This window comes from Planobispora rosea (assembly GCF_014648175.1).
GTDB classification, from domain to species: Bacteria; Actinomycetota; Actinomycetes; order Streptosporangiales; family Streptosporangiaceae; genus Planobispora; species Planobispora rosea.
Map to the genome: position 1 here is coordinate 64021 of NZ_BMQP01000042.1, position 11237 is coordinate 75257.

13 protein-coding genes are annotated in these 11237 nt (G+C 71.6%); 6 read left to right on the forward strand and 7 right to left on the reverse strand.

Features of this window, described 5'->3' with window-relative positions:
- Positions 1–87 precede the first annotated feature (87 nt).
- Positions 88–744: a TetR/AcrR family transcriptional regulator gene (locus IEZ08_RS31185; protein WP_189243545.1), complete on the forward strand. Its 657-nt coding sequence runs from the start codon at positions 88–90 to the stop codon at positions 742–744.
- A 45-nt stretch (positions 745–789) separates the two neighbouring features.
- On the opposite strand, the gene IEZ08_RS31190 is transcribed toward IEZ08_RS31185, so the two are convergent.
- Both IEZ08_RS31190 and IEZ08_RS31195 read right to left on the reverse strand, forming a co-directional pair.
- Positions 790–3180: a polysaccharide lyase 8 family protein gene (locus tag IEZ08_RS31190; RefSeq protein WP_189243538.1), complete on the reverse strand. Its 2391-nt coding sequence runs from the start codon at positions 3178–3180 to the stop codon at positions 790–792.
- A 122-nt stretch (positions 3181–3302) separates the two neighbouring features.
- A complete protein-coding gene (locus IEZ08_RS31195; RefSeq protein WP_229803714.1) occupies positions 3303–4262 on the reverse strand; it encodes an amidohydrolase family protein in 960 nt (319 codons plus the stop codon).
- A 2-nt stretch (positions 4263–4264) separates the two neighbouring features.
- Between IEZ08_RS31195 and IEZ08_RS31200 the strand changes: the two genes are divergently transcribed.
- Complete coding sequence (locus IEZ08_RS31200; RefSeq protein WP_229803716.1) at positions 4265–4852, forward strand: nuclear transport factor 2 family protein; 588 nt, start codon at positions 4265–4267, stop codon at positions 4850–4852.
- 60 nt (positions 4853–4912) lie between these two features.
- Here the strand turns inward: IEZ08_RS31200 and IEZ08_RS31205 are convergent, their stop codons facing one another.
- Positions 4913–5770, reverse strand: coding sequence for a MarR family winged helix-turn-helix transcriptional regulator (locus IEZ08_RS31205; protein ID WP_189243546.1), 858 nt, complete (start codon positions 5768–5770; stop codon positions 4913–4915).
- A 236-nt stretch (positions 5771–6006) separates the two neighbouring features.
- On the opposite strand from IEZ08_RS31205, the gene IEZ08_RS31210 reads away from it, so the two are divergent.
- Complete coding sequence (locus IEZ08_RS31210) at positions 6007–6861, forward strand: haloalkane dehalogenase (protein ID WP_068925885.1); 855 nt, start codon at positions 6007–6009, stop codon at positions 6859–6861.
- A gap of 42 nt (positions 6862–6903) precedes the next feature.
- Here the strand turns inward: IEZ08_RS31210 and IEZ08_RS31215 are convergent, their stop codons facing one another.
- Positions 6904–7974: a serine hydrolase domain-containing protein gene (locus tag IEZ08_RS31215; protein ID WP_229803718.1), complete on the reverse strand. Its 1071-nt coding sequence runs from the start codon at positions 7972–7974 to the stop codon at positions 6904–6906.
- 90 nt (positions 7975–8064) lie between these two features.
- Between IEZ08_RS31215 and IEZ08_RS40830 the strand changes: the two genes are divergently transcribed.
- On the forward strand, positions 8065–8364 hold the full coding sequence (locus IEZ08_RS40830) for an ADP-ribosylglycohydrolase family protein (protein WP_506330646.1): 300 nt from the start codon (positions 8065–8067) through the stop codon (positions 8362–8364).
- Here IEZ08_RS40830 and IEZ08_RS31220 read toward each other — a convergent pair.
- Positions 8292–8624: a helix-turn-helix domain-containing protein gene (locus tag IEZ08_RS31220; RefSeq protein WP_189243539.1), complete on the reverse strand. Its 333-nt coding sequence runs from the start codon at positions 8622–8624 to the stop codon at positions 8292–8294. The two genes, IEZ08_RS40830 and IEZ08_RS31220, sit on opposite strands and share 73 nt — an antisense overlap.
- 74 nt (positions 8625–8698) lie before the next feature.
- Positions 8699–8998: a type II toxin-antitoxin system RelE/ParE family toxin gene (locus IEZ08_RS31225; protein ID WP_189243540.1), complete on the reverse strand. Its 300-nt coding sequence runs from the start codon at positions 8996–8998 to the stop codon at positions 8699–8701.
- A gap of 236 nt (positions 8999–9234) precedes the next feature.
- On the opposite strand from IEZ08_RS31225, the gene IEZ08_RS31230 reads away from it, so the two are divergent.
- The gene (locus IEZ08_RS31230) at positions 9235–9465 is read left to right on the forward strand and encodes a hypothetical protein (RefSeq protein WP_189243541.1); all 231 of its coding nucleotides are present in this window, start codon (positions 9235–9237) and stop codon (positions 9463–9465) included.
- 286 nt (positions 9466–9751) lie between these two features.
- On the forward strand, positions 9752–10711 hold the full coding sequence (locus tag IEZ08_RS31235; protein WP_189243542.1) for an ADP-ribosylglycohydrolase family protein: 960 nt from the start codon (positions 9752–9754) through the stop codon (positions 10709–10711).
- A gap of 104 nt (positions 10712–10815) precedes the next feature.
- On the opposite strand, the gene IEZ08_RS40710 is transcribed toward IEZ08_RS31235, so the two are convergent.
- The gene (locus tag IEZ08_RS40710) at positions 10816–11040 is read right to left on the reverse strand and encodes a helix-turn-helix domain-containing protein (protein WP_189243543.1); all 225 of its coding nucleotides are present in this window, start codon (positions 11038–11040) and stop codon (positions 10816–10818) included.
- Positions 11041–11237: the final 197 nt, after the last annotated feature.

Genomic DNA, 11237 nt, shown 5'->3' on the forward strand with positions numbered 1-11237 from the left:
GCATCACAAGACCGCGACACCGGTTGTCAGTGGGGGAGGCAGAATCAGGTGCAGGAGGTGATCGTGGAATCTGCGCTGTCCGGGCTCATGGCGCCGTCGGACTCGGAGTCGTTGCTGGAGCGCGCGTACATCGATGCCGTCGAGCGGGTCGACGACATGGACGACACCAGCACGCGCATACTCGACGCGGCCTATGAGCAGTTCTGCCGCATGGGGATCCGGCGGTCGACCGTGGAGGACGTCGCCCGCCGGGCCGGGGTGTCGCGGATCACGGTCTACCGGCGGTTCGCCACGAAGGACGCGCTGGTCGAACACGTGGTACGCCGGGAGTTCCGCCGGTATTTCGACCGGTTCCTCATCGATATCGAACAGGCCCGCACCGCAGCCGACCGGGTGGTCCTGGGCTTCGTGAGCTCGCTGCGCGCGATCCGGAGCAACCCGCTGATTGGCGGTCTGATCGCCGCGGAGCCGGATCTGCTCGTCCCCTCCATGATCAACGACGGGGGCCGTACCCTCGCCACCGTCCGGCAGTTCGTCGCGGGCCAGCTGCGCCGCGAGCAACGCGCGGGCCACGTGCCGGGCGACCTGAACGCCGACCTCGTGGCCGAGCTGATGGTCCGGATCTCCGCGTCCTTCCTGGCGATCCCCAGTCACGTCGTCGACCTCGACGACGACGCGCAACTGGCCGCGGTGGCCCGGCGGTTCCTCGTGCCCATGCTGGAGACGGCCGACTCCCCGGACTGACCGCCGGGAAGGGCGGACAGGGAACCGGCGGCGGCCGGCCGCGGATCAGATCGGCTTCAACGCGCGGGGGCCGCCGGGGTGCGGCTCCACGCGCCTGCGGGGCTCGGACCGCACCACCGCTGTACGGGCGTGCCCGCGGCTGCCTCCGACGTCCACCTTGACCGCCCGCTTGGCCTTGCGTACGCCGCGGTCGCCCTCCTCGATCGATCTCACCGGCCAGGGCAGCCCGATCTTCACCTCGTCGGCGGTCCTGGACGGGTCGGAGACCGCGAGCCGTACCCGCTCGTCGTCGCGGCGGGCCAGCAGCACGCACGGGCCGTCGGCGGAGAGCGGCCCGTCCGCGGTCTCGACGGTCCCCGCGCGCCAGAAGACGGCGGCGAGCAGGTCGTCGCGGGAGATGGCCTGCACGGTTCCGGAGTTGGCGAGGATCTCGACCCGCCGTCCGTAGGCCGCGGTCTGCGCGGCGGAGGCGCCGGGCAGCACGGCGTAGGCGTAGCGCGCCTTGCGCGGATCGACGCCGTGGTCGATGAGGATCGTCGTGTAGTGCCTGGTGACGCGGGTCCTGTCGCCTCCGGTGGTGGCGCCCTCGTCGATGTCCCGCCAGCGGCCGGTACGCCTTTCGCGGATCACCTTCGCGTCGGCTCCGTCGAGCAGCGCGTAGCCCGCCACACCGCACAGGTGGACCCAGCCGTCACCCCGGCTCAGCGGCGGGTGCGCGTCGTGGGTGTTGCGGTTCTCCACGACGGTCTCGATGCGGCGGCCGTCGGAGGCGGTGATGCCGGTGCCGAGGGCGATCACCGCGTCGTCGAGGAGGAACCACGCCTTCTTGGCCCGCAGCGAGGAGCCGTCGGCGATCAGCTTCATGGCCGCCGCGCCGTACTCGCCGCCGAGCGCCACGCCGCCGGCCCACGGGGTGGGCGGCAGGCGGCGCCCGCCGTGCCGGAGATCGGCGCGCCTGCGGGTGTCCACCGTCGTGCCCGGCAGCCGGTACGGATCGATCGTGGGCCACAGGTCGTCGTTCCAGTGGGTGAGGTCATCGGTATAGAGGTAGGTCATGCCGTCGCCGGTGTACCAGCCGTGCAGGTTCTCGCGGTTCATGGCCTCGGCCGCGCCGATGCGCTCCGAGCTCATCGCGATCGCGTAGGCCCAGTCCGGACGGCGGTGCACGATCCGGTCCATGTCGGCGAAGACATACGTGCCCGTCATGCGCGGACCGACCGGCACCGACGGGTCCTCCAGCAGGGCTCTGGCCTTGGCGATGCTCGCCGGCGGCGCGAGCGTGTCGTAGGGGAGGGCCCGGTTGCGGGTGAGCCAGCCCTTCACCAGTGGCCGCCAGCGCCGGGCGTGGCGCTCGGGCGCCGCCTCCAGCAAGGTGAGGATGGCCTCGACCGCTTTCTGTCCCGCGTGGTAGTCGCGGTGGCCCTGACGCGAGACGGCCCGGCCGCGTACGCAGTCCATCATCAGCCCGTCGAAGATGAACGGCATGAAGGAGCGGTCCACGATGCCGTAGACGTTCCCGATGTCGGGGATCTCCCAGGGCGAGTGCGCGAGCATGGCGATGAGCTCGGCAACGCTCTCCAGGTAGTCCACGCCGTAGCTGCCGTTGTAGGGGTACACGTCGTGCTGGATGAACGACCCGTCACGGCGGAAGCCGTCGCCCGGGCCCCGGGTCGTCCGCAGCAGGTCTGAGACCGCGTCCCTGGCCCGCCTGACGAGACGCGCGTCGTGGGTGAGCAGCCCGCGCATCGCCACCGCCATGGCCTTGCCCGCCCGGTTGGCACCGGTCTCGACCACGCCGGGGTGACTGACGCGGCGCTCCGGGTCGGGGCACCAGCGGCGTACCGGGCGCAGCCAGCGCTTGAGGCGGTCCTCGGGCAGGCCGTCGTAGAGCAGGGCGCAGGTGTCGGTCAGCGAGCGCGGAACACCGATCTCCCACCAGAACCAGTTGCTGTCGCGCCGGTCGAGCCCTTCGTGGTAGGCGTGCTCGTACAGGAAGTCCAGTGCCCCGGCCGCGGTCTCGGCGACCTGCTCGTCCCGGTACATGGCGGTGCCCGGCGTGGCCCAGCCCAGCGCCAGGGTGCGCATGCGGTTGTAGGCGCGGTTGAAGTTGCCCGTCCGGGGGTCGTCCAGCGGCAGATCGGGCCAGAGGCTCGGGCGGTCGGGGGAGGGCTGCAGCTTGCGCAGCACCGCGTTGGCCGAGCCCTCGACCGCCTTCGTCTTGTCGGCATGGGCGGCGTCGTACGACTCACCGGCCAGCAGGCTCACCCATCGCTCACGCGCGGCGTCGAACGCGGCCCTGCCGGCAGGGGCCCTACCGGTAGAGGTGCTGCCGGCAGGGGCGCCGCCGACCGCCTCGGCCGGCCTGTCCCAGAGGGCGAGGCCGGCCACGGCCGCGGCGCCCAGCAGAGCGGACCGCCGGCTGAGGGGGTGGGTCATGGAGGCCTTCCGACAATCGGGCGAACACCAAACGAAAAGATCCTATGTCGATAGGCGGGTGGCTATTTCGACGCGGCGGCGAGCCCGCGCGCGAACGAATCGCGACGGGGTCCGTACCCGGATCACCTCTGGCGCGCTCCGCGACGCCAGACGTCGGTGATGGATCCGACGGCGGCGATGTCACGGGTGGGGTCGCCTTCGACCAGCACCAGATCCGCGCGGAGGCCGGGGACGACCCGGCCGCGGTCGGACAGCCCGAAGTGCCGGGCGGGCAGGCTGGTCGCGGCGGCGAGCGCTTCCTCGGCACTGAGCCCGGCCTCGGTGAGCAGCCGCAGCTCACGATGCATGCCGGCGCCGTGGGCGGGCACGAAGGGGGTGGCGTCGGTCCCGGCGAGCAGGGGCACACCGGCCCGGCGCAGGGCCCGCAGCGCACCCACGGCGTTGGCGGAGCTGCCGGGACGCGCGCAGTCGGGGGTCTCGGCGTGCCGGGCGGTGATCGCCTCGAAGTAGGCGAGCGTGGTCACGACGAAGACCTCCCGGGCCCGGACCCGCTCGGCCAGCCGCTGCGCGGCCGGGTCGCCCGGGGCCAGGTCGGTCCACACGTGGGCCAGGCCGTCCACCCCGGCGTCGAGCGCGATCCCCACCTCGGACGCGGTGATCGCATGGGCGATGACCCGTAGCCCGGCGTCGTGCGCGGAGGCGGTGAGGGCGGCGGCGGTCTCCGGCGTCATGACCGGGAGGTCGGCACCGTGCACCGTGCCGTCATCAATGACGATCTTGAGATAGTCGGCCCCCTCGGCCAGCCGGGCCTGGACGAAGGCCGGAGCCTGCGCGGGGTCGGAGACGGAGTCCAACGCGGTGGGGTCGAGACCGTCGAGGACGGTGCCGGCCGGGGCCGCCAGCAGATGGGTCGGGTGACCGCCCGGTGCGGTGGCCAGGGTGCCCGCGCTGCGGAGATCGGCCACGTCGTCGTCCTCGGCGGCCAGGCGTCGCTGACCCTGGAGGATCTGCGGGAGGCAGAACATGTCGAGCTCGGTGGTGACCCGGTACCGCAGCGCCTCGGCCAGGCTGCCGTCGAACACGTGTGCGCGTCGATCAGGCCGGGCAGCAACGTCCTGCCCGTCCCGTCGACCTCGACGTCGGCCGGGTGGCCGGCACCGGTTCCGACCGCGGTGATCAGATCGTCCTCACACCGGCTGCGGTCCGCCAGCTCGCGGCCCGCGCGCGCCGTCACGTTCACGCGCGCCGCCCCCGCCACCGGGCCGAACCGGACGTTCACGCCCGGGTCACCGAGCGGTTCGCCGAGGCCGCCCTCGGCGGTGACCTTCGGGCCCTGCTGGAGGTGCTGGCGCCGGACGTGACGTTGTGGACCGACGGAGGCGGCAAGGGGCCCGCAACGGGTCTGCGGCCCGTACACGGCCGCGACCGGGTCGCCGCGCTGTTCATGTCGGTCGCGGAGACGATGCCCGCCGACGGGCTGGAAATCCGCTACCGGCTGGTGGCCGGGGACCCGTGCGCGCTCGTCTTCTCCGGAGGCGGCCCGCTCGCCGTGGTCGTCGTGGACCTCACGCCCGGCAGTGACCGGATCACCCGCATCTACTCGGTCACCAACCCCGACAAGCTCACCGGAGTCCGTGCCCGGTCGGGCCGGAGCCCTGCTGGAGAGCCCTGACGTGTGCGCCCGGGCCGAGACACGGCGCGGACACGGACACGGACACGGACGTGGTCGTGGTCACGGCAGGAGTTTGACGAGCAGGTCGCGCAGGTCGCGGACGCCGTCGGGGCCGAGGGCGTCCGCGATGTCGCGCTCGATGCCGGTCAGGGCGTCGAGGACGACGGGAACGCGGGCGCGGCCGAGGTCGGTGAGCCCGAGGGCGTAGCGGCGGCGGTCGTGCGGGTCCTGCCCGCGCTCGACGAGTCCGGCCTGAACCAGTTCGTCCACCAGGGACGCGGTGGCCGGTTCGGTGAGGTGCAGGTGGTGGGCGAGTCGCTGCTGCGGGCAGGGGGCGAGGAGTTCCAGCGCGGGCAGCAGGGCGAAGTGGCGGGTGCGCAGGCCGTACTCCTTCAGTCTCTGGTCGCCGAGGCGGCGCAGCCGGTAGTGGGCCTGGGCGACGAGGTGCTCGACGCCGGCGCCCGCGGGCCGCTCGTCGTCGGCGATCAGCCTGGTCAGCAGTTCGATGAGGCGCCGGCGTTCGTCCGGGGACAGCGGGGCGGTGAGCCGGGCGTCGCGGTCGGCGACGGCACGGCGCATGTCCTTCAGCGCGGCCCGGCCCTGCGGCGTCAGGGACAGGACATGGGTGCGGCGGTTCGCCGGGTTGCGGGTACGGGTGATGTAGCCGGCCTGCTGGAGCCGGTCGAGCAGCTTCACCATGATCGTGCGGTTGATGCCGAGGCGGTGGACGAGGTCCTGCTGTGAGGGGGCACTCTCATCGGCGAGGACGTCGAGCACGACGAAATCGCGCGCCTGCGTCCCGTCCTGCACGGCCTGGGCGGTGATGCCGGTGAAGACGCGGCGCAGCAGATGGCCGACGGTGCCGGACACGGGGGCATCCTCCTCGCCGGAGGACCGGTGGTCGGCGCGGCTCTCCATCGTCACGGTCGGATGTTAACAGCCCTGATAGTGCGGTCATCTGATAGATGGAGAAATGATAGTTGGATTATTGACAGTTGGATGATGCAGATCTACAGTCGAGATCGCTGAGAGTGCTGACCACGCCAGGATCCACGCCCTCGAACGGATCACCGATCGGCTCGACGGGGCATCCGTCCGCGCCGTGCCGCTCCCGTTCCCCGACCCCCGCTCCGACACGATGTGAGGACCGACTCATGCCTGAGATCGATGTGCTCGACTCGACGATGTACTACGAGGAGACCGGCAGCGGCGCCGCCTGGGTGTTCCTGCACGGCAACCCCGGTTCGTCCCGGCTGTGGCGCAACGTGCTGCCCGCCGTCGGCGCGGACACCCGGTCGCTGGCTCCCGACCTCATCGGCATGGGCCGTTCCGGCAAGCCGGACGTGCCGTACCGGTTCGGCGACCACGCCCGTTACCTGGACGCCTGGTTCGACCGGCTGGGCCTGGACGAGGTGGTCCTGGTCGGCCATGACTGGGGCGGGGCGCTGGCATTCGACTGGGCCGCCCGCCACCCCGGCCGCGTCCGCGGTGTGGTCTTCCTCGAAACGATCATCCGCCCGATGTCCTGGGCCGAACTGGGCGACGGCCCGCGCTCGCGCGCCGAGGCCATGCGCGGCCCACAGGGCGAAAGCCTGGTGCTCGACCAGGACTTCTTCGTACGGACGGCCTTCACCGGCGGCGTGCTCACCCCGCTGAGCGAACAGGAACTGCTGGCCTATCTGGAGCCCTATCCCACCCGGGAGAGCCGCCGTCCCATCCTGGAGTGGGCCCGCTCACTGCCCCTGGACGGCGAGCCCGCCGACGTCACCGAACGTGTCGAACGATACGACCGGTGGCTGGCGGCCAGCACCGACGTGCCCAAGCTCCTGCTCACCTTCGACTCCTCCCCGACCCTCCTCGTCGACGACCGGATGGTCGAATGGTGCGCGGCCAACATCGCCGCCCTGGAGATCGAGCCCTGCGGCCCCTCGGGGCACCACGCCCCCGAGGACCGGCCCGAGGCCATCGCCGGAGCGATCACCGCCTGGGCCGTCCGCCACGGCCTGTGACCGCCCGCGGATCCGGCGTGCGACTGGTCGAACCGGTCGGGGTCAGCGGGTCCTGGCGACTTCCCTCGCCGTGGCGCGGAAGGCGGCCAGCGCCTCCTGCTGGTCCGGCCGGCCCGCGCCGATCGTCGACTTGACGATGACCACCCCGTACTGGGGGGAGACGTAGATGTACTGGCCGCCGAGCCCGGCCGCCATGAAGTCCCCGCCCCGGCCGAGCCACCAGTGCAGGCCGTACGACGGGTTCCGCGGTGAGGGCCTGGTGGACGCCTCGACCCAGGAGGCGGGGACGACCTGGCGCCCGCCGGACCTGCCGCCGCGCAGGTAGAGCAGCCCGAACCGGGCGAAGTCGCGGGCGGTGGCGTGGTAGCAGCAGTAGCCGAGGCCGTCACCGCCCGAGTCGTCACCGATCCCCGCCGTGGACTCCATGCCGGCGGGCTGCCATATCTTGCGCTCCACGTACCGGTGGTAGGGCACGCCGGTGGTCTCGGCGACGAGCCGGGCCAGCACGAAGGAGTTCATGCTGGTGTACTCGAAACGGCTGCCGGGCTTCCAGCCGCGCACCTGCCGCGCGGCCGTCTTCCTGAGCGGCAGGCCCCGGTTGGCGGCGGCGTGCAGGCGCGGCACGTCGGTGGCCTCGTCCCACGCGATGCCGGACGACATGCGCAGCAGGTCGCGGATGGACACCCCGGCATAACCCGAGCGGGCCAGCTCGGGCAGGTAGGCGTCCACCGGGTCGTCCAGCGAGCGGATCCTGCCCTCGCCGAGCGCGATGCCCACGGCGGCCGAGGTGAACGACTTGGCCACCGACCAGGACTGGAACCGGGTGGTGCGGCCCGCGCCCGTGTAGCGCTCGGCCACGACGTCCTGGCCGTCCAGGACGACGAATCCGCTCGTCTTCGTGCGGGCCAGGAAATCGTCCAGGGTGTGCCGGCGGCCCCGGTGGACGTAGGCGACCGAGAGCCTGCGCGGTGCGTCGCGCAACACGACGGCACGTGCAGAGGGACTGATCATGTCGACGGTCTCGGCGGAGGCCGCCGGAACGGCCACCGGGGTCGGGAAGGCCGCCATCACCACCGCCAGGGCGGCGGTCGTCGCGTACCGGGTGATGCGCACGTCGTCTCCTCCGAGGGGGGTGCGGTCCGCTCCGGAAGATAGTGACACGGTTTCCTCGCGATGCTCCGGCAAAGGGCCGCGCCTGCCGCCATGGATCCTCTGGAGCGCGCCGCCGGTGCGGTCATCGGGTCAGCGGTGGGAGACGTCCTCGGAGCTCCGTTCGAGTTCGGCCTGGCGGAGGCGTTCTCCGCGCGGTTCCCGGCACCAGGCGACGGTATTGTTCTGCCGGGATGTCACCGTGTGCCGGGCCGTACCGCGACACGCGAACAATCACCGAGCAAACATGGACCCTGGACCGGGGCCGTGCCCAGACCGGCTCAGGCGACCTTCACAGTGTGGTCGCCGAAGTCGGCCACCACGTCCAGCGTCCCCCCCAGGGCGACGACATAGGAACGCAGGGTGTCCAGGCCGCCGATCTGGCCGTGCTCGATCTGGGACACGCGCGCCTGGGAGATGCCCATGCGCTCAGCCAGGAGCTTCTGGGAGACGCCCAGGCGCTTGCGCGTCTCGGCGAGCTGGGCGCCGCGCAGCTCCGCCCGGAGCTGCTCGCGGCTGGCCTCTCGGGCGGCGACGCGCTCGGGGGAGTCCCACTCGGGGTCGATCTCACGGACCCTGGCCTTGGTGTCGGACCACTTCACGAATTCGCTCATCGCCGTTCCTCCTTCTCCTTCTCGGCACGGTATGCGGCGTAGCGTTCCTCCGCCAAGGGGATCGCCGTGCGGTATCACCGGTTCCATTCCCCGGTCTTGTCACCGGCGACCAGCACGATGGCCTCCCGGGTGGGATCGAAGACGGACAGTAGGCGGATCTCCGCCTCGCCCGGTACTCGGGGCCGTAGCTCCTTGAGGTTGTGCAGGACGCGGGAGTGGTGGATCCGGTCGACCAGCGGACGGCCGAGCTTCGGACCCTGTAGGGCGAGCTCGTCCAGTGCCTCCTCGATCTTCTCCGCGGTGGCCGGGTCGTTCTTGCAGATGTCGAGGAACCAGGCGTTCACTTCGGCGTGCAGTGTGATCTCCCAGACCATACAACGAATATAAATAATCCTTATATCGAGTCCGGACTGTTGCGGGAAAGTCGTATCACCGTTGACGCTGAGGCGGACCGCCGCGGTTCGGGCACCCGCCGAACAGATTCACCACGGCCGAGGGGGCGCCGCTGCGGCCGGACTACCTCACGGGCCGGTTCCACAGCCTGGTGACGGCCTCGGGGCTTCCTCCGATCCGGCTGCACGATCTGCGGCACGACACTGCGACACTGGGGATGGCGGCGCACACCGCCCTGAAGGTGGTCCAGGTGATGCCCCGGCATGCCAACATCGTGCTCACCGCCGACGCCTATGTCTCAGTGCTGCCGGTGGTCGCCCACGAGGCGGCCTGGGGGACGGCTCGGTTGGTGCTGACCGCCGCAGCGGCTCTCGGCCGTGATCGGGAGAGCCTGACCCGCATCTGCCCCAGGTCTGCCCCAGACTGTGGCGGTTCGCGGGCACGGTGAGGATTTCCGCAAATCAAAGCGCGCCCTGCAGGATTCGAACCTGCGACCGTCGGATTAGAAGGCGGTTGCCCGGTGCGGTGATCAGGGTTTCCGGATGCCGGTTGGTGGTGTTTCGTCCGCACTCCGCCCGGATCCGGTGACGGGTCGTGGCGGGGCCTGACGGCGCGTTCCGGGGCATGCGAGCACGTCGCGAGCACGCGTGATCGGGTCCATCGGCATCACGGCAGGGCCACCGCCGATGGGAAAGGGATGGATCGAGGGTTCCCCTGGTCCGTAGCCTGCCGTCATGGATCGTCTGGAGCGTGCCGCCGGCGCGGTCGTCGGCTCGGCGGTGGGCGACGCCCTCGGTGCCCCGCTCGAGTTCGGCCCGGCGGGGGCGTTCTCCGCCCGGTTCCCGGCGCCGGGCGCCGGGGGAGAGATGCATGCGGGCGGCGGCTGGGAGGCCGGTGAGGCCACCGACGACACGCAGATGGCCGTGCACGTGGCCGAGTCGCTGCTGGAGCGCGGCGGGTTGGACCTGCCGGACGTCTTCGCCCGCTTCCAGCGGTGGGCGGCCGACGACCCCAAGGACATCGGGGTGCAGACCGAGGACGTGCTGAGCCGCCGCCTGCCCTGGGATCAGGCGGCTGACGCCCACTACCGCAGCAGCCACCGCGCCGCCGGCAACGGCGCGCTGATGCGGGCGGCCACGTCGGCGGTGTACTTCGCCCGCGACGGGAGAGCTGCCACGATGCAGGCCGGTCGCCGCCTGGCCGCGCTCACCCACGGCGACCCGGCGGCGTGGGAGGGCACCGCGATCTTCCACGAGCTGGTGCGCCTCGCCCTAGACGGCGCCGACCCGCTGGCGGCGCTGCCGGAGATCCTCGCCGCCGTCCAGTCGGAGCAGCGGGAGCGCTACGCCGTCGTCCTGGACCCCGCCTGGCACCCGAGCCGGGCGACCGAGTTCAACGGCGCCGTCTGGCCCTGCCTGGGATCGGCGGTGTGGGCGGTGCGCACCACCTCCGCCTTCGAGGACGCACTCCGGGCCGCGATCGACCTGGGCGGGGACACCGACACCGTGGCCGCGGTCACCGGCGGCCTGGCCGGCGCCGTGCACGGCCTCGGCGCGATCCCGGCCCGCTGGACCGAGCCGCTGCACGTCCCGCTGCCCGGCAGCGGCGGCCGGGTGCTGCGCCTGCCGCACCTGCTCGATCTCGCCCGCCGCCTGCTGGCGCGAGTCCCCGTACAGGATGGCTCAGCCGGGTGATGTAGTCGATGCCGTGCTTGAGCCGAACGGCTTCGTGGAGGTGGGATCACCACTCGCAGGACGCTGACCTCGGAAGTTGAACCTGCAGATCAAAGCCGATTTGATCAATGACGTCTACTGTCACGGCGTGCCACCTGATGGCCCCCTGTCCGGGGCCGTCCTTTTCGTCCTGTCGGGTGATGGTGTCGCGTGCCGCCCAGGGCGACGACATAAGGACGCAGGATGTCGAGGCCGCCGATCTGACCGTGCTCGATCTGGGACACGCGCGCCTGGGAGATGCCCATCCGCTCGGCCGGGAGCTGCTGGGAGATGCCCAGGCGCTTACGCATCTCGGCGAGCTGGGCGCTGCGCGGCTCCGCCAGATCCGCGCAGGCCTACCGGCTGGTGGCCATGGCCGTCACGACGGACTGGCTGGTGGACCCGGCCACCGAACCGGTCGGCGTGTCCCCGCGGAAGGCATCGTCCTGCTTAGTGACTGTTGCGAAACGTCCTCCAAGAGAGTGAGCGTTCGTTGAAGATCACTCTC